Annotated in this window: 17 protein-coding genes; 8 read left to right on the top strand and 9 right to left on the bottom strand. The window is 40.3% G+C overall.

Annotated elements, in window-relative coordinates; all coding sequences use genetic code 11:
- Window positions 1-16 precede the first annotated feature (16 nt).
- Together ABXG83_RS08840 and ABXG83_RS08835 are read right to left on the bottom strand one after the other, a co-directional pair.
- Window positions 17-1075 (bottom strand): sugar phosphate isomerase/epimerase, encoded by a 1059-nt coding sequence (locus ABXG83_RS08840; RefSeq protein WP_353548491.1) that lies wholly within the window; start codon window positions 1073-1075, stop codon window positions 17-19.
- 90 nt (window positions 1076-1165) lie between these two features.
- On the bottom strand, window positions 1166-2332 hold the full coding sequence (locus tag ABXG83_RS08835) for a Gfo/Idh/MocA family oxidoreductase (protein WP_353548490.1): 1167 nt from the start codon (window positions 2330-2332) through the stop codon (window positions 1166-1168).
- Between the two features lie 356 nt (window positions 2333-2688).
- On the opposite strand from ABXG83_RS08835, the gene ABXG83_RS08830 reads away from it, so the two are divergent.
- From ABXG83_RS08830 to ABXG83_RS08815, 4 genes are all read left to right on the top strand, one after another.
- Entirely contained in the window at window positions 2689-3573 is an 885-nt protein-coding gene (locus ABXG83_RS08830) for a TIM barrel protein (RefSeq protein ID WP_353548489.1), read from the top strand.
- 110 nt (window positions 3574-3683) lie between these two features.
- Window positions 3684-5363, top strand: a complete 1680-nt coding sequence (locus ABXG83_RS08825) for a GMC family oxidoreductase (RefSeq protein ID WP_353548488.1) — start codon at window positions 3684-3686, stop codon at window positions 5361-5363.
- Between the two features lie 83 nt (window positions 5364-5446).
- Complete coding sequence (locus tag ABXG83_RS08820; protein ID WP_353548487.1) at window positions 5447-6013, top strand: gluconate 2-dehydrogenase subunit 3 family protein; 567 nt, start codon at window positions 5447-5449, stop codon at window positions 6011-6013.
- A gap of 108 nt (window positions 6014-6121) precedes the next feature.
- On the top strand, window positions 6122-6994 hold the full coding sequence (locus tag ABXG83_RS08815; protein WP_353548486.1) for a sugar phosphate isomerase/epimerase: 873 nt from the start codon (window positions 6122-6124) through the stop codon (window positions 6992-6994).
- Window positions 6995-7088: 94 nt separating this feature from the next.
- Here ABXG83_RS08815 and ABXG83_RS08810 read toward each other — a convergent pair whose 3' ends face one another.
- The 6 genes from ABXG83_RS08810 to ABXG83_RS08785 form a co-directional block, all read right to left on the bottom strand.
- Complete coding sequence (locus tag ABXG83_RS08810; protein WP_353548485.1) at window positions 7089-8567, bottom strand: Gfo/Idh/MocA family oxidoreductase; 1479 nt, start codon at window positions 8565-8567, stop codon at window positions 7089-7091.
- Between the two features lie 146 nt (window positions 8568-8713).
- Window positions 8714-9157: a hypothetical protein gene (locus tag ABXG83_RS08805; RefSeq protein WP_353548484.1), complete on the bottom strand. Its 444-nt coding sequence runs from the start codon at window positions 9155-9157 to the stop codon at window positions 8714-8716.
- A gap of 121 nt (window positions 9158-9278) precedes the next feature.
- Window positions 9279-9869, bottom strand: a complete 591-nt coding sequence (lptC, locus tag ABXG83_RS08800) for an LPS export ABC transporter periplasmic protein LptC (protein ID WP_353548483.1) — start codon at window positions 9867-9869, stop codon at window positions 9279-9281.
- Window positions 9862-11235, bottom strand: a complete 1374-nt coding sequence (locus ABXG83_RS08795) for a hypothetical protein (protein WP_353548482.1) — start codon at window positions 11233-11235, stop codon at window positions 9862-9864. The genes lptC and ABXG83_RS08795 overlap by 8 nt, the downstream gene beginning before the upstream one ends.
- Window positions 11201-11935 carry a type III pantothenate kinase gene (locus tag ABXG83_RS08790; RefSeq protein ID WP_353548481.1) on the bottom strand — a complete coding sequence of 245 codons (735 nt, stop codon included), beginning with the start codon at window positions 11933-11935 and terminating at the stop codon, window positions 11201-11203. Before ABXG83_RS08790 ends, ABXG83_RS08795 begins: the two co-directional genes overlap by 35 nt.
- A gap of 8 nt (window positions 11936-11943) precedes the next feature.
- A complete protein-coding gene (locus ABXG83_RS08785) occupies window positions 11944-12585 on the bottom strand; it encodes an LON peptidase substrate-binding domain-containing protein (protein ID WP_353548480.1) in 642 nt (213 codons plus the stop codon).
- A 133-nt stretch (window positions 12586-12718) separates the two neighbouring features.
- Here ABXG83_RS08785 and ABXG83_RS08780 point away from each other — a divergent pair, with 133 nt between their 5' ends.
- A complete protein-coding gene (locus ABXG83_RS08780) occupies window positions 12719-13591 on the top strand; it encodes a glycosyltransferase family 2 protein (RefSeq protein WP_353548479.1) in 873 nt (290 codons plus the stop codon).
- Here the strand turns inward: ABXG83_RS08780 and ABXG83_RS08775 are convergent.
- Window positions 13551-14777: a hypothetical protein gene (locus tag ABXG83_RS08775; RefSeq protein ID WP_353548478.1), complete on the bottom strand. Its 1227-nt coding sequence runs from the start codon at window positions 14775-14777 to the stop codon at window positions 13551-13553. The two genes, ABXG83_RS08780 and ABXG83_RS08775, sit on opposite strands and share 41 nt — an antisense overlap.
- An 84-nt stretch (window positions 14778-14861) precedes the next feature.
- On the opposite strand from ABXG83_RS08775, the gene meaB reads away from it, so the two are divergent.
- The 3 genes from meaB to ABXG83_RS08760 all read left to right on the top strand — a co-directional run bounded on the left by meaB (window position 14862) and on the right by ABXG83_RS08760 (window position 17798).
- Complete coding sequence (gene meaB, locus ABXG83_RS08770) at window positions 14862-15761, top strand: methylmalonyl Co-A mutase-associated GTPase MeaB (RefSeq protein ID WP_353548477.1); 900 nt, start codon at window positions 14862-14864, stop codon at window positions 15759-15761.
- A gap of 5 nt (window positions 15762-15766) precedes the next feature.
- Window positions 15767-16714 carry a glycosyltransferase family 2 protein gene (locus ABXG83_RS08765; protein WP_353548476.1) on the top strand — a complete coding sequence of 316 codons (948 nt, stop codon included), beginning with the start codon at window positions 15767-15769 and terminating at the stop codon, window positions 16712-16714.
- Between the two features lie 61 nt (window positions 16715-16775).
- Window positions 16776-17798 (top strand): glycosyltransferase family 1 protein, encoded by a 1023-nt coding sequence (locus ABXG83_RS08760; RefSeq protein ID WP_353548475.1) that lies wholly within the window; start codon window positions 16776-16778, stop codon window positions 17796-17798.
- The last annotated feature ends 3 nt before the right edge of the window (window positions 17799-17801 follow it).

The raw sequence follows: 17801 nt of genomic DNA, 5'->3' as shown, positions 1-17801 counted from the left end.
GGACGATTAAGCTAAGTTATTCATTGATTCCCAGAATTCTCCGGTTAAAGTTTTCATCTGATCCGGTACCGGCAAAATCGTCGAAGGCTTTGTCGGTTACTTTGATGATGTGTTTTTTTATGAAGGGGGCTCCTTCCGCAGCTCCTGTTTCCGGATGTTTGATGGCACATTCCCATTCCATCACAGCCCAGCCTTTGTAATCATAGGCCGCCAATTTGCTGAAGATGGAACTGAAATCTACTTGTCCATCACCCAGTGAACGGAATCTTCCCGCACGGTCGATCCAATTCTGATAACCACCATAAACACCTTGTTTTCCACTCGGATTGAACTCCGCATCTTTTACATGAAACATACGGATACGTTCATGGTAATGATCGATATAACTGAGATAATCTAGACACTGTAAAACAAAATGCGAAGGATCATAGAGTAAACAAGCGCGCGGATGATTGTTTACTTTTTCGAGGAACATTTCATAGCTAATGCCATCGTGTAAATCCTCACCGGGATGAATCTCATAACAAAGATCCACGCCATTTTCATCGAATACATCTAAAATCGGTTTCCATCTTTTTGCCAATTCGGTGAAGCCTGTTTCTACCAGTCCGGCCGGACGCTGCGGCCAAGGATAGACTGTATGCCATAGCAATGCTCCGCTGAAAGTAGCATGTGCATTTAATCCGAGATTGGCAGATGCTTTGGCAGCATATTTTAATTGCTGAACCGCCCATTCTGTTCTGGCTTTTGCATTACCTCGAACAGTTTCCGGTGCAAATCCATCAAACAATACATCATATGCAGGATGTACAGCAACTAATTGTCCTTGCAGATGGGTAGATAATTCTGTGATCTCTAATCCGGCAGACTGTACAATGCCTTTGATCTCATCAGCATAAGTTTTACTCTCGGCAGCTTTTTGCAGATCGATACATCGTGCATCCCAGGAAGGGATCTGCACACCTGTAAAACCCAATGATGCTGCCCATTTACAGATACTCTCCAAAGAATTAAATGGCGCCTGATCTCCCATAAACTGCGCCAAAAAAATACCGGGTCCTTTGATTGTTGTCATGATGTTTAAGTCAAAAGTGAAAAGAGTGAGTAGTTAGTAGGGAGTAGTCAGTAGTGAGTGTTTGTATTTTTACTCACTACTCCCTATTCACTAAATCTGGTATTCCGTCCATTTTTCCGATGAAGCAGCTGATGCTACAACATTATCGATGAAAGCCATACCTCTTAGTCCATCTTGTGTGTTGGGGAAATCCAACATTTCTGCAGTGGGGGTAGTACCATCGATCCTTGCTGATAATGTTTGTGCAAAGTTGCGGTAGATATTCGCAAAGGCTTCCAGGTATCCTTCCGGATGTCCGCCAGGTGTTCTGCAATTAGCAGTAGCAAAAGAGCTGAGTCTATCGCCATAATTACCACCAGCTCTTAAAATCTGTGTTGGTTGGTCAAGCCATTTTACGATTAGGGTATTGGGTTCATGTTGAGCCCACTCGATTCCGCCTTTTTCTCCATAGATGCGGATCTTTAAAGCATTTTCCTCACCTGCAGCAACTTGTGATGCCATCAGTACACCACGAGCACCATTGCTCATGCGTAATAGAACATTGCCATCATCATCCAGTATTCTTCCTTCTACCATGGCATTGAGATCTGCGCAGAGATGGGTGATCTGTGCGCCGGTGACATATTCTGCCAGATGAGCAGCATGTGTACCAATATCACCCATGGCACCTGCTTTACCTGATTTCTTGGGATCTGTTCTCCAGGCGGCTTGGGCATTGCCTTCTCTTTCTGATAACTTACTCAACCAGCCCTGCGGATATTCCACCCATACTTTTCTGATCTTGCCCAATGCACCTCCGGTAACCATAGCTCTTGCTTGTTTTACCATTGGATATCCTGAATAAGTATGTGTCAAACAAAGGATCAATCCTGTTTCCTGTACTTTTTGATGTAATTGTCTTGCCTCATCAAGTGTAAAAGCAATTGGCTTTTCGATCACAACATGAAAACCATGATCCAATGCCATCATTGCAGGAGCAAAGTGGGCAAAGTTGGGGGTAACGATGGTAACGAAGTCCATGCGTTTGTCTGCAGGCAGTTGACTTTCCTTGGTGATCATCTCATCATAGGTCAGATAGATACGATCTTCCGGTAAAAACAAGGAGCGACCAGAGTCTTTCGCGATCTCGGGATTGATGCTGAGTGCTCCACAGCAAAGTTCGATCAGTCCATCCATGTTAGCGGCAAGGCGGTGAATGGCACCAATAAAGGCATCTTTACCACCACCCACCATACCCATCCTGAGTTTACGGTTCATGTCAATTAATTTTTGGTTTCGGTTATTAAGCGCTGAAATATTTTAGGAGTGTAAGGTTATTAAAAAAAAGGAAGCGGACGAAATTTTGCTGAGCAAAACGAAAAGATAAAAGTGAACAGTTGTTCGTTTTATACAGAGGGTGATACCAAATGTATTAAACATTTTGGTCGGGCATCTAAAAATAAAAATTACATTTAGTGGACTTTTCAATCTTCAATGCCAACGATCATGCAAGCCATCACAGTTCCGTGGATATACCGTTATTTATTAGCCTTTCACCGACAATCAATTTTTCTCACTCAACAGCTATTGTTTAAACACTAATTCCTATATTTATTACCCGCGAAAAGAACATCATGGGAACAGATCAGAACAGAAGAAAAACGATCAAACAATTGCTTGCCGGATCTGCATTACTTGCTACATCTGTGCCTTCTTTTGCATTGGAATCTGAAAAAAAATCTTCCCCTATGGCACTCAAAGGCAATATCAATCATTCTGTTTGTCGCTGGTGCTACAATGATATTCCACTTGATCAGCTATGTGTGATCGTGAAAGAAATGGGCTTAGTGGGTATTGATTTGGTTGGACCTAAAGATTGGGATACACTCAAAAAACATAACCTCATCTCTACCATGTGTAATGGTGCGGAGATCGGACTCGTAAAAGGATGGAATGATCCGCAATACCATGAGGTATTGATAAAAAATTATACAGAACATATTGACCTGGTAGCCAAAGCGGGTTATACAAATTTGATCTGTTTCAGTGGTAACAGAAATGGGATGGATGATGAGATCGGATTGAAAAACTGTGTCGAAGGATTGAAAAAGATCATGTCCCTCGCTGAGAAGAAAGGCGTGGTGATACAGATGGAGCTATTCAATAGTAAAGTAGATCACAAAGATTATATGTGCGATAGTTCTGCATGGGGTGTTGAATTGTGTAAACGTTTGGGCTCTCCTAATTTTAAGTTACTGTATGATATCTATCATATGCAGATCAATGAGGGAGATATCATTCGTACGATCAAAAGAGATCACCAGTATTTCGGACATTATCATACTGCAGGTGTTCCGGGCAGACATGAAATCGATGAGACGCAAGAATTGTATTATCCTGCCATCATGAAAGCTATTGTAGAGACAGGGTTTAAACAATATGTAGCACAGGAATTCATCCCAACCGGAAATGATAAAATAGGATCACTGAGGAAAGCGGTGGAGTTGTGTGATGTTTGATTTGGGATATAGTCCATGGTCCATAGTCCATGGTGCAGCATTTTTTCCATGGGCTATGGACCATGGACCATCAATGAAAACAAACAACAAACCTTCATAAACAAAAGACCATGGCCGATCAAAATTATGACGCAATTGTAGTGGGCTCAGGTATTAGTGGTGGCTGGGCTGCCAAAGAGCTTACTGAAAAGGGGCTCAAAGTACTGATGCTCGAACGTGGACGTAACATTGAGCACATCAAAGATTACGTGAACGCCAACAAAGAAGCATGGGACTATCCCCATCGTGGAAGAAGAACACAGCAGATGATCAATGATTATCCTGTGTTGAAACGCGACTATCCTTTGAATGAAACCAATCTTGACTATTGGGTGAATGAAAAGGAAAGCCCGTACACCGAAGTAAAACGTTTCGACTGGTTCCGTGGATACCATGTAGGTGGTCGTTCACTGATGTGGGGCCGTCAAAGTTATCGCTGGAGTGATTTTGATTTTGAAGCCAATGCCAAAGATGGTATTGCTGTAGATTGGCCTGTGCGTTATAAAGAGATTGAAAAATGGTATGATTATGTAGAACTGTTTGCGGGTATCAGCGGAAGCAAAGAAAACCTGCCTCAGTTGCCTGATGGACAATTCCTGCCTCCCATGGAATTGAACTGCGTAGAAAAAGACCTGGCAAAGCGACTGAAAGAATATTATAAGAATCAGCGTACCATGATCATTGGTCGTACGGCTAACCTTACCAAAGAACATGAAGGTCGTACCAGTTGCCAGTATAGAAATAAATGTTGGCTGGGTTGCCCATTCGGAGCCTACTTCAGCACGCAATCATCAACTTTGCCTGCAGCAATGAAAACAGGTAATCTGACATTGCGTCCATGGTCTATTGTTACCAAGGTCTTATATGATAAAGACAAAAAACGTGCAACCGGTGTTGAAGTGCTGGATGCAGAAACGAATAAGACCTATACCTATAATGCAAAGATCATTTTCCTGAATGCCTCTGCTTTGAACTCTGCATGGATACTCATGAATTCTGCAACCGATGTATGGCCTGATGGTTTAGGCAGTAGCAGCGGTGAGTTAGGTCATAATGTAATGGACCATCATTTAGGCGTAGGTGCAGGTGGACGAATAGAGGGTTATGAAGACAAATACTATTTCGGTCGCCGTGCCAATGGAATTTATGTTCCGCGTTATCAGAATCTATTTGGTGATAAGCGTGATTACCTGCGTGGCTTTGGTTATCAGGGAAGCGCTTCTCGTGCAGGCTGGGGAAGAGATGTAGCTGAGCTCACCATCGGTGCTGCATATAAAGATGCATTGACTGAGCCGGGTGGCTGGTCATTTGGTATGATGGGCTTTGGTGAAGTATTGCCTGATCATAGCAATAAGATCACACTCGATAAAAATGTAAAAGACAAGTGGGGACTTCCAGTACTCTCTTTTGATTGTGAGTTGAAAGAAAATGAGCTCAAAATGAGAAAAGATATGGAAGCTGATGCCGTAGAAATGTTGACCAATGCCGGCGTAAAAGATGTAAGAGGTTACGAAGGCAATGGTGTACTCGGTCGCGGTATCCATGAAATGGGAACAGCTCGTATGGGACATGATCCTAAAACATCTGTATTGAATAAATACAATCAGGTTTGGGATGCACCAAACGTATTTGTAACAGATGGCGCATTCATGACTTCATCAGCTTGTGTAAACCCATCATTGACCTATATGGCATTCACAGCAAGAGCTGCAGATTATGCAGTGTCTGAATTAAAGAAACAAAATTTATAACAGTGAGTAGTGAGTAGTGAGTAGTCATAAAAATGATTATTTACTCACTACTCACTGCTGACTTCTCACAAAAAATATTTACCATGAATAGAAGAGAAGCCCTTTCCAGCGTAGCATTGCTGCTTGGTGGAACCATCATCGGTTCCAGCGCTTTCCTGATGGGTTGTAAATCCAGCGGAAGCGAAAGTGGTATCAGCTTTTCCCCAGACGATATCAGTTTCCTCAATGAAGTTGGAGAAACGATCTTACCTGCTACCAGTACTCCCGGAGCTAAAGAAGCCAAAGTGGGAGAGTTCATGTCTGTATATGTAGCAGATTGTTATGAAACCAAGGATCAAACGATCTTTAAAGAAGGTATCAAAAAACTCGATGAAGCCAGTCAGAAAAAGAATGGTAAATCATTCATCGAAAGTACACCGGAACAACGTCATGAATTATTGGTTGAGCTTGATAAAGAAGCCAAAGAATACCAGAAGAATAAAAAAGAAGAAGACCCTAATCATTATTTCAGAATGATGAAAGAACTGACACTACTAGGCTTCTTCACTTCAGAAGTAGGCGCTACCAAGGCATTGCGTTATGTAGCGGTGCCTGGAAAGTATGAAGGCTGTATCCCTTATAATAAAGGGGATAAAGCCTGGGCGACTTAATTATGTAAAAGTTAAAAATCAAAAGTCAAAAGTGAAAAGGATTGAATCATACAATTTCTAGCTTTTGACTTTTGATTTTTGTTTTTCCATCACCTTAAACTTATCACCATGTCAACCAATCGCAGAGAATTTCTTCGGAATACAGGTTTTGCAGCACTTGCGGCTTCATTGCCATTTGCAGGCAAATCATCCTCTTTATTAAGTTCACTTGCTCCTTATAAACCTATTGGCTCTTTTGGCATTCAATTATGGACCGTAAAAGAAGCCATGTTTGCTGATGCAAAAGATACCCTTGCTAAACTTTCTTCTTATGGATACAAACAGATCGAAAGTTTTGAAGGACCCAAAGGTTTCTTCTGGGGAATGAAACATACTGAATTCAAAAAGTACATGGATGATTTGGGTATGAAGATCGTTTCCTCACATTGTAACAATACCGTAGACTTTGAGCGAAAAGCGGCTGAAGCTGCTGAGATCGGAATGTCTTATCTCATTTGTCCTTGGAAAGGTCCACAGAAATCGATCGATGATTTCAAAAAGTTCAATGATGAGTTCAATAAATGTGGTGAGATCGCTAAGAAAAATGGCATTCGGTTCGCTTATCATAACCATGATTATTCTTTTAAAGTACTGGATGGACAAGTTCCACAAGTGGTTATGATGGAAGGAACGGACAAGGATCTGGTAGACTTTGAAATGGATATTTATTGGGTAGTAGCTGCGGGAGAAGATCCAAAAGCATGGTTCAAAAAATATCCGAATCGTTTCCGTTTGTGTCATGTAAAAGACCTCACCAAGACCGCCAAAGGAAATGAATCTTGCCAGATCGGTAAAGGAACCATTGATTTCAAATCGATCTTAAGTGAAGGATCAAAATATGGAATGAAAACATTCATTGTAGAACAAGAAGCTTTTACCGGTACCAATCCAATGGATAGTGCGAAAGCGAACGCAGGGTACATGAGTAAGTTTGAAATCTGAGAAATAAGAAATAAAGAATAAAAAATAAGGAATGAGAAAGTAAAGACTCTACCACTTTCTCATTCCTTATTTTTTATTCTTTATTTCTCAGTTCCTACACTCCTAAACTCCAGCCCTCTCTGTACTGTCTCTTCACAAACTGATTGGCTTCATCGAAGTTGGTGATCTTCATGTTCGGACCATCCCATACAAGTCTGATATTACGACCCGGATATGTAATACGTCCATTTTCCATTTTCTTTTGAAGATCATAACTGCGGATCGCCAGGTTACCCATGAGAACACTTTCAGTGAGTGGTCCGGCAACATCGAAGTTCGAGCTGAGATTTTTAGCAGCAGCAGAACCATATCCTGCAATAGCTGCTTCTACCCATGCAGCATAGTGCCCATTGTCTCCATTCGGAACCCTGGCAATGGTTTGAGGAACTTGTGTGGTCTTGGTCAAACTAGTAGGCAACAGATTAGGAATCGCACCATAAGTACCACACATCATCTTTCCTTTGGTACCTATAAAGATGGTTCCGTTACCGCCATCACCCATCATTTCATTCGGACCTAATTCTGCAGGACGTTCTGGTTGAATACCACCATCCATCCAATGCATGGTAAGATCAGGCTTACCATTCTGTCCTTTGAATTTTAAGATGATATGTGAAGCGATAGGTCCGCACTCAGGAGCATATACCGCATTCCAGTTTCTTTCATAACGTTTGGCAACACTACATTCTGCAGATTCAGGATAACCAAGTCCTAATACAGCAAAAGCTGGCGCCATAATATGACAAGCCATATCACCTAAAGCACCGGTACCATAATCCCACCAGCCGCGCCAGTTGAATGGAACAAGATTGTCTACATAGTCTTTATAAGGCGCTGTTCCCAACCATAGATCCCAATTCAATTCTTTAGGAACAGGCAATGTATTCTTAGACCATTGAATGCCTTGCGGCCATACAGGTCTGTCAGTGTAACAATAAACCGTATGTACATCACCGATTAATCCGGCATTGTACCAGTCTACCAGTTGTCTCACGCCATCGCCTGATGCCCCCTGATTTCCCATCTGCGTCACTACTTTATAACGATGCGCTGCTTGTGTAAGCATTCTTGCCTCATAAATATCGTGAGTCAAAGGTTTTTGAACATACACGTGTTTCCCTAATTGCATAGCAGCCATTGCTTGTACGGCATGCATATGATCAGGTGTGGATACAGAAACGGCATCAATATTTTTATGTTCCTTATCCAGCATCTCACGGTAGTCTTCATACACTTTGGCTTTTGGATAACGTTCACGGCTTTTCGCTGTTTGTCTGCTGTCTACATCACAGAGAAAAGCAATGTCTGCTTTTCCGCTCATGAAGAAACTATAGATATCACTTTCACCTTTACCACCTGCACCAATACCGGCAATTTGCAGTTTATCACTCGGTGCTACAAAACCGCGGCCCAATACATTGCGCGGAACAATGTAAAAGCCGGCTAAAGCCGTAAGACCGTTTTTCAGAAACTTTCTTCTGGAATCATCCTGTGAAACAACTTCTTGTTGTTTCTTTTTGGAATTTTTTTTCATAAATCAGTTGTTGGTTGGATAAGCAATCGAGGTATGAATTTATTTAATTATTTTGATTGATGGGGTTAAAAGATTGAGCCGCAGATCCAAGTTCTTTGATAAAGAATCCGGAATCTGCGGCTCAAGAAACAAATGATCCAACTACCTTATAAGTTAGGGGGGCGTCTGTTCTCGATGTACATATCAATACCGGTATATTTTCCTCCGATTTTTTTCAATATACCCGTATCCACAAAACCATACTTTTTCTGTATGGTCAGGGAATCATCATTGATATATGTCACCATCAGCCATCGGTCACTGTCTAATCGAATGGGTAATACTTTGGATTGTTGTCCATTATGTGTATTGATCTGAAGTGCATACTCCCCTCTTTTAAACTGTGTAACAGGGATTTCCTGTAATCCAGGTTTGGCCTGATGCTTAATAGACGTTAGTACTTTATTATGTGATCTGTCATTCGCTACAATACTAAAATCTATTTTTTCTTTGCTTTCATTGTTGAAAACGACATAAGTAACGGGTCTGTAAGACCTGCATGCAAAAAGAAAAATACAAGCTAATAAAAAGGATACTGGATGAAGTTTCATAGGCGAATATTTACATCAAAATGTCAAAATTAAATATTGCTTCATCGATTGATGATGAACGCAACTAATGATGTACACAAAGAGTAAAACGTTGCCTCTACGTCAAATAAAAATCAACTTTTTATTGATTGAAAGTGCTGTCAGGAACAATGGCAAAACTGCCGGGTTGAATATTGAAGAAGGTGATATCTGTAAGATCTTGATTGGAGCGAAACCCATTCGCATATCTCCCTTTTTGTTTGTAAGGATAGCTCTGTATCAGTGTAACCGGTGTTGCAGTAAAAAACTGTGCGAGATTTTGATCCCAATACAATTCATCGCAATACAATGTATCTCCTTTTATATTGTAAATCACGACCTGATCTCTCAGGTATACTTTGCTTTCATTTTGTAAATAACGCCCGTATTTGGCGGATAGCTTGCTTTCCACCTTCATACTATCATCGTAAAATTCAACAAACAATGAATTAGGGAATTCTGTTTTTCTGGCACTATCACCTTGGTAGCGAAGCAATACCGGAGCAGTTAATTTCGCACCAATTCTTCCGTTCTGACTCAAAAAACTTTCGATATTCTTTCCTTCCTCAACCGCTGGAATTTTTTTACCTAATGCTTTCACATCATTTACATCATTTTCACAGGCCAATAAAAAAACACAGCCCAACAAGCAGGCTGTGAGTAGATGTTTAATATGTTGCTGATGATTAATCATACCTGCGTTTCTGGAACCAAATATCCGTTAAGCTGATACCCAAAGTAAACTGGGCATAACTCTCAGTAATATTGTTCACGCCTGAACCACGCTTCCCAAATTGTAAAGCAGTATTCAGAATCGTAAACTGACGATCATAATTATTCCACTTCTTGATCGGGAATCCTGCTCCCAATGAGAAACCGGTTGTTTTAAGACCATTGCCATCCGGATCGATGTAATCCTTACCAATGAAAGCACCCACGCGATAGTTTACATTGCTCCAATAGTTTCTGCCATTCAAAGGATCGGGAGCCAACTGAGCACCGATCTTCAGCTGCCAGCTATTCACTAAACGATCAGGCTGGTTATAAAAACGATACCTGCTCCACTGTGTTGTTGTGTATTCAGCACCAACAGACCACATTTCAAAAGTACCGCGATTATTGCTTGATGTTTTGTGGATGGTAATTCCCGCTGCATAAGTAGAAGGTAATACAACGGTACCTTTGATATCATTCACAACAGATACGGTATCAATGGTAATATCACCCGCTTGGGTTTCTGTATACGTTTCTCTCTTCTGATCCTGTGAGGCCGACATATTTTGATTCAAGCTGTACGTACCCCCTAATCTTAGGAAATAATTATTTGTAACACCCGATTTCTGATCGATCTGCTTTTTCAACAGGAATTCATATTGAAAACCCGTATTCAGAAAAACTTTATTGAAAGTTGTAATGGTAGAAGAATTCGATTGGAAAAAGAAAGCAGTATCACTTAAGAAAATCTTTTTAGTGGATATTTCCCTTCTTCCGAAATTAAATCCGGTATTGAAACCCACGCTAAAGTTTTTCCATTTTTTACCGAGCCCTACAAAAGCCTGATTCAAACCTCCGGATCCTTCATAGATAGTAGCTAAACTATCACCGGCCACTCTTTCTCTGTTCACAACAGAATAGTTGATACGAGTTACAGGTCTGATACCAAACGCCATACCCAAACCTTTGGTTCTTTTCAAAGGCATACCTACAGCTATGTATGAAGGGTAGAAATAATTAGATCTGAATTTACCGGATGGATTTTCACTTCTTAGATTTCTGGTATCGATCGTTAATCCAAGATCATAGGACACCATGAAATAATTAGAATAGGTGGCCGGATTCATAAAATTCACCGCCTGACCAACGTTATTATTGATACCATCAGAATAAGCGGCACTTAGTCCGCCCATGGCCCGATTGATCGCATGTAAGCTGTTGAAACTTTCACCCAATCCATAACGTGTGAAAGGTGAATTCTCCTGAGCGCTTGTTTGAAGCAGGGTAAATCCGGTGATCAGAAGGGTTAAACTAGATCTCAATAATGTTGTGCTCACAAATCGCATACAGGCCTTTAAAAATTAGATAAGGGTCGGCAAATATCCTGTTTTTTAGATGTGGGACAAAAAAAGCCATATCTCCCCCGGTTAATAGCACGTTAAAGTTGTTGAATTTCAATGCATAAGCATCAATAATTCCATCTATTTCCTTGGCCATTCCCATGATTACACCACTTTGGAGGTTGGTTTTGGTGTCAAAACCGATCAAAGGGAAGTGATGATCCGGTTCTACCATGGGCAATAAAGCAGTTTGTTCATGCATCGCCCTGAAACGCATGGTCATGCCCGGAGAAATACTTCCACCCAGAAATTCATGCGCTTTATTGATATAATTGTAAGTAATGCATGTACCTAAGCCAATGGCGAGATTGTGTTGATTTGGAAACAGGTCCACCGCCGCGGCGCAGATGGCTAACCTGTCGGCTCCAATCGTTTCAGGCTTGCCTACCGGCGTAGTAAAAGGAAGTTTACTGGTATGGCCGAGTTTATGAAAGCGCGTTTTTTCAGTTAAAAGCTTTTCTATGACCGGATTATGCTTGATCACAGAAGAAAGGATGGCTTTTTTCGGTTGATACTGATCCAGCACAGCATCTACGATGTCAATATCATCACTCTCCAGAACAAGTACTTCTTTGAGTTCTTTGCCTTCAAATACAGCACACTTAAGACGGGTATTGCCAAAGTCGAAACATAAACTGGTATACATAGATCGGTTTATAGGTCAAAGTTAAAGCCTTTCAGTTCTCTAAAATGACCATTGAGTTGTATACGCTCTTTTAATGATTCCATACCGGCAATAACTGGCAATACTTTTGATAAATGTTGTTTCAGGTATTCCAACCGCTGCGACTCATGTAATAAACTCAATAATTCATATTCTTCTTCGAGTGAAAGTCCGGCATGATGTGCCAGGTCATAACTGCACAATTCATCATCCGTTTTTTTGAAATCCTTGGTCACCTGGATCAACTTGTGTAATTCTCGGATACCTGAGATCACCTGAGCAGTTAACTTACTGTTTTGTCTTTCGTCATTTGTAGGATAATGAACAATAGCACCACTATAAAGCTTATCGGGAATGGTTTTCACGAGCTCAAGCATCCGGAATACTTTTTCACCACGCGTACGGATGTCCATCTTGCCATCTTCATGCACCTGAACGATCTCAGTGATCGTAACCAGTGTACCCATTTCTGATACATTGTTCTTGAGTACGATCGGAATACCAAAAGAACGATTTTCACTAAAACAATCCTGTATCAGTTGTTTATATCGAGGTTCAAAAATGTGCAGATTCAATTGTTCTCCCGGAAAAACGACTACACCTAAAGGAAAAATGGGAATAAAATTGGTCATATACTTTCAATACAATACGAAATAAGGGAAATAGGTGTTATCCGACAAATAGCGTGGAAGGATTAATATGTTGTTTTCTCAAACACTCGTGTTTTGTTTTCTTGTATCCCCTATTTCATCTTTACTTTGTACTATGAAGATCTCAGGGTTTACCATTATCAAAAATGCGGTATTGAATGATTATCCGATCGTAGAAGCGATCCGTTCTATTTTGCCTGTGGTGGATGAAATGATCATTCTGATCGGTGATTGTGAAGATGATACGATCGCTTTGATGCAATCTATCAATGATCCCAAGATCAAGATCCATCACTCGGTTTGGGATAAAACCCTGCGTACCGGCGGTACCGTACTTGCTGTTGAAACCAACAAAGCTTTTCAATTGATTGATCCAGAAAGTGACTGGGCTTTTTATATCCAGGGAGATGAGGCAGTACATGAACAATACCATGATCGTATTCGCAAGGCCTGTTTACAATATAAAGACGATAAGCGAGTAGAAGGATTGGTATTCAAGTATCTCCACTTTTATGGCACATATGATTATGTAGGTGACAGTAGAAAATGGTATGATCATGAAGTTAGAATTATCCGAAATGATAAGAAGATCAGTTCTTATAAGGATGCACAAGGTTTTAGAGTAGGTGAAAGAAAGCTATGGGTGAAACCGGTAGATGCATATGTGTATCATTATGGATGGGTGAAAAATCCGGAGCAGATGATGAAGAAAATGAAAAATTTCAGCAAACTCTGGCATTCTGATCAAAAGCTTGAAGAATTGATGAAGTCTCCAGACTTCTGGAACTATGATGATTTTGATTCACTGCAAAAATTTACAGATACACATCCTGCGGTAATGCGAGAGAGAATCGCCCGACAAAACTGGAAAACAGAACTCGATATCAGCAAAAAGAAATTCTCTTTAAAAGATAAATTCCTTTACTATTTCGAAAAACTGACGGGTATCAGACCTTTTGATTTTCGTAATTACCGGATCTTGAAATAGTGATTCCCTCGAGAAAAGAGTCAGGTAGATTCCACAATAAAGCCACTGACCATGCGTGTATCCAAACACTGTATTGATATGCAAGATTGGTTTCTATCAAACAAGAAACAATGACGGCGGCTGATACAGCACTAAGCGCTATATTATTTTTACGAATACCCCGAATCAAAGGATATATCAACCATGCGCTGAATAATAGTAAGCCCATAACACCGCTTCCCATATACCAAAACAACCATTGATTAAAAGGCCATCCGAAATCAAATGTTTGCTGCGGATAGTTCTTGCGAATACTGTTTCTGATTACATCATCGATGGCAGACCAGCCTATATTATTTTCTCCGGCTTGAATGAGCTTCCAGGATTCGCCATTGATCACCCTTCTGGTGGCATCTGATAAATTTGGATCGGCTTTACCAGCTTCAAATTGTTGCCAGTCGTATACTGTGTAAGCAATTTTTTGTTGTATGCCTGGTGATAGCAGATAGGTGATGGCAGTAAATGAAACCATAGCTAAGATCGCGGTCATCAATACTCTTTTTTGAAATGGAGTACCCTTTAGCAGGGTCAATAATGACACAACTATGATCATGATCAATAGCATGATCCATGCTGTTCGGATAGCAAGTATCAAAATTGCGAAGAGTAAAAAGACACCGATCAGTCGCATTGATTTTTCTCGCACGAATACTGCCAAACTGATCAAACAACTGATGGCTAAAAACATTCCAAAACGAACATGATCATCATCCATCCATACCGGTACTGTTTGTCCTGAGCCATACCTGATCAATGTTTCCTGATAATGCGTGATATACCATAATAGCGGATAACCCAATGCGATCAGACTTGTCCAAACCCAATATTTCAACAATACATTTTGCGTATATCTTGCTGAAATAAGCGCACCTGCTAAGGCAGCAAGTATATATGTACTTAAAGTGAGTAAATGATCAAGATCTTCTTTGGCAAAACCATTCTGCCAACAACCCAATAAGGCGATCAATACCGGCGATATTCCCCAGATGAGTAAGGATTTATTTTTGTCGTGGAAGATGTCTTTTTTTGAATGAGACAGCAGCCAAATGACCCATAAGGGTGCGGATAACGACAAGAGAGCACGGCTCCAAAGTAAACCTGCTAAGGAGATGATCATCAGTAGAACAGGTAGCCACGCTTTTTTCATGATATATCAATGAATCAGTGATACTCTGGAGGCAAATACTTTCTTTTGCAATAGTAAACTTAAATTTAAGCTACCTATCGCAATATGTGGGATCAATTATTACGACAAATAGCACATTCAGATCTGAAAGCTTTGGCCAGAAGTATTTCATTGGTAGAAAATGAAGTAGAAGGCTATGAAAAGTTTTTAGGTCAACTGCCTGCCGGACATGCTTTTGTTACCGGTATCACAGGCCCGCCGGGAGCAGGGAAGAGTACATTGGTAGATGTATTGATCCATCAATGGGTCAATGAAGGAAAGAAAGTAGGTGTGTTGTGTGTAGATCCTTCATCCCCCTTCAATTTAGGGGCTGTTTTAGGTGATCGTATTCGCATGAGTGATTGGTACAACCACCCCAATGTATTCATTCGGTCACTTGCTACCAGAGGTTCATTAGGCGGGTTGCATCCGCATATCATTGAGATCACTGCTTTGATGCAGGCTGCAGGATTTGATCAGGTAATTGTTGAAACCGTTGGGGTTGGACAAAGTGAAATAGAAATTGCAGGGTTGGCTGATACAACTGTTGTAGTGGTAGTGCCTGAGGCTGGTGATGAAGTGCAAACAATGAAAGCCGGATTGATGGAAATTGCTGATGTTTTTGTAGTGAACAAAAGTGACAGACCTGATGCCGATCATTTTGTAAAAAATCTGAGAATGATGTTGGCACCTGCTTTCAAACAAACCAGTTGGGAAGTGCCGGTAATAAAAACCATTGCCTCTGAGAAGAAAGGGATCGCTGACTTAGCAGCATCAATTCAGCAGCATCAAAGCTTACAAGAAGATCGACCAAGAAAGGCCTGGTTGTTAACGGAAAGAGCTTATCAGTTGATACAAAGATACCGTATGCGTGATGTGGAAAAGAGCGCGATCAAGGAAGCCATAGAAGTAGATTTGAAAAAAGGAAATTTCAATCTATTTACTTTCATTCAACATTACATATAAATTTCGTGAGCAATTCATCAACAACCTTGATCGATCAACCTTTGGTTTCTGTGGTAATGGCCACTTATCAGGGCGAACGGTTTATTGGAAAACAACTGGAAAGTATTCTCACCCAAACATATACGCACTTAGAAATCATCATTGTAGATGATGGGTCAACAGACAGGACCTATGCTATCCTTGAAGAATATGCTGCAAAAGATCCACGCATCCGATTATTTAAAAATGAAAAGAACATCGGCTATATCAAAAACTTTGAGAAAGGATTATTGCTGGCTACCGGTGATCTTATAGCACCCAGTGATCAGGATGATATATGGTTGCCTGAAAAAATTGAGGTTTTGATAAATAGTATTGGAAGCGCTACAATTGCTTATTGTGATTCTTCTTTGATGGATGAAAACGGTTCACTAATCGGAAAAAAACTTTCTGAGATCAAACGATTAGCAGATTTTAATGATTGTTTGAATTTCCTGGTGGGTAATTCAGCAGCCGGACATGCCATGTTAATCAAAAAAGAATTGATAAGAAATTCAATTCCTTTAGCACCTATGATCCCTCATGATCACTGGCTGGGATTTGTTGCTACATTATATCAAGGAATCAAATTCATCGATCGGCCTTTGGTACATTATAGACAACATAATAGCAGCGTTTTTGGAGCAGTGAAAGTAAAGGATTCAAGCGGAGAACGCAGAGCCAAAAAAAGAAAAGACCTGGATGCGATCAGACAACGAGTAGCCCTGATGTATGATAAATGTAAAATATTAGCGCATAAGGAAACTGATTTTTTCAGACGCTGTTCAAAAGCTTATGAATCTTTTACGCTTATTCATAACTTTAATCGAATGCTTTTATTTTTCTCTCATAACAAGAGAATTCTAGCCTATAAAAGAAGAAATCTTTTAAGAAGATGGCTGTATTGCATAAAACTATTTTTTACTATCCAATAAAGTGAGTACGATAAAAAGAATAACCCAAGAGAAACAACGGATCGTATTCGATTGCGAACGTATGAAGTATCCTCATACGGGGTTGTATCATTTTTGTCAACAACTTGGCAGTGCTTTACTTGAAGAAGTGAGCAACGATGAAGAGATCGTTTTTTATACTTCAAAAAAAAATATTGGAGCTTTTGGTCTGGATCATACTTATCTCACTCAACGTTTTTTTCATAAGTTGATAATGCCTTCAGTGGAACAGTACAAAGTCTGGCATGTTACGCATCAGCATAGTATGTACCATCCCTCTCCCAAAAACATACCGGTTGTACTTACTGTTCACGATCTGAATTTTTTAAAAGGGGCGCTAAAAAATGATGTAAAACGGAAGCATTATTTGAGAGAGTTACAAAATAGAATTAATCAAGCTCAATATATTGTTACGATATCTAATTATGTATTGAACGATCTAAAAGAGAATATTGATATTGGTACAAAACCTCATTCTGTAATTTATAATGGCTGCAACCTTTCTACCTTACAAACACCGGAAACTCCGTTGGTCATTCCCGAAAAGCCATTTCTTTTTTCCATTGGAACTGTTACCGAGAAGAAAAATTTTCACGTATTACCCAGGTTGTTGAAAAATACTGAGTTCTCATTATTATTATCGGGAGTAATTCAGGATGAGGAGTACAAGAAAAAAATTATAGATGAGGCACGGACATTAGGTGTGTTGGATCGAGTATATTTTACCGGACCCATTTCGGAAAACGACAAGCAATGGTATTATAAAAACTGCGTAGGTTTTGTCTTCCCGTCCATTGCAGAGGGGTTCGGGCTTCCTGTAATAGAGGCGATGGCGCAGGGTAAGCCTGTTTTTTTATCTTCTCTTACCAGCTTACCGGAAATAGGCGATCAGTATGCATTTTATTTTTCAGACTTTACAATAGAAAGTATGCAGAAAACCCTCGAAGAAGGGCTACGATCGTATGTACAACAAAATATGGAGCAATCGATCATTGCACATGCAAAGAGTTTTGATTGGTCGATCACTGCAAGGAAATACCTAGAGATATACAGGTCCTTTTATTGAAAT

The sequence above is a fragment of the Sediminibacterium sp. KACHI17 genome (assembly GCF_040362915.1).
Taxonomy (GTDB): Bacteria; Bacteroidota; Bacteroidia; order Chitinophagales; family Chitinophagaceae; genus Sediminibacterium.
The sequence above is the reverse complement of the archived record's forward strand: the minus strand, read 5'-3'. Positions and strand labels throughout refer to the sequence as shown.

Coding starts and splice junctions, on each gene's coding strand:
- ABXG83_RS08805 (WP_353548484.1), bottom strand. CDS start 9,157: ATGAAACTTCATCCAGTATCCTTTTTATTAGCTTGTATTTTTCTTTTT.
- ABXG83_RS08835 (WP_353548490.1), bottom strand. CDS start 2,332: ATGAACCGTAAACTCAGGATGGGTATGGTGGGTGGTGGTAAAGATGCC.
- ABXG83_RS08840 (WP_353548491.1), bottom strand. CDS start 1,075: ATGACAACAATCAAAGGACCCGGTATTTTTTTGGCGCAGTTTATGGGA.
- ABXG83_RS08790 (WP_353548481.1), bottom strand. CDS start 11,935: ATGTATACCAGTTTATGTTTCGACTTTGGCAATACCCGTCTTAAGTGT.
- ABXG83_RS08785 (WP_353548480.1), bottom strand. CDS start 12,585: ATGACCAATTTTATTCCCATTTTTCCTTTAGGTGTAGTCGTTTTTCCG.
- ABXG83_RS08830 (WP_353548489.1), top strand. CDS start 2,689: ATGGGAACAGATCAGAACAGAAGAAAAACGATCAAACAATTGCTTGCC.
- ABXG83_RS08780 (WP_353548479.1), top strand. CDS start 12,719: ATGAAGATCTCAGGGTTTACCATTATCAAAAATGCGGTATTGAATGAT.
- ABXG83_RS08825 (WP_353548488.1), top strand. CDS start 3,684: ATGGCCGATCAAAATTATGACGCAATTGTAGTGGGCTCAGGTATTAGT.
- meaB (WP_353548477.1), top strand. CDS start 14,862: ATGTGGGATCAATTATTACGACAAATAGCACATTCAGATCTGAAAGCT.
- ABXG83_RS08795 (WP_353548482.1), bottom strand. CDS start 11,235: ATGCGATTTGTGAGCACAACATTATTGAGATCTAGTTTAACCCTTCTG.
- ABXG83_RS08820 (WP_353548487.1), top strand. CDS start 5,447: ATGAATAGAAGAGAAGCCCTTTCCAGCGTAGCATTGCTGCTTGGTGGA.
- ABXG83_RS08815 (WP_353548486.1), top strand. CDS start 6,122: ATGTCAACCAATCGCAGAGAATTTCTTCGGAATACAGGTTTTGCAGCA.
- ABXG83_RS08775 (WP_353548478.1), bottom strand. CDS start 14,777: ATGAAAAAAGCGTGGCTACCTGTTCTACTGATGATCATCTCCTTAGCA.
- ABXG83_RS08810 (WP_353548485.1), bottom strand. CDS start 8,567: ATGAAAAAAAATTCCAAAAAGAAACAACAAGAAGTTGTTTCACAGGAT.
- lptC (WP_353548483.1), bottom strand. CDS start 9,869: ATGATTAATCATCAGCAACATATTAAACATCTACTCACAGCCTGCTTG.
- ABXG83_RS08760 (WP_353548475.1), top strand. CDS start 16,776: ATGAAGTATCCTCATACGGGGTTGTATCATTTTTGTCAACAACTTGGC.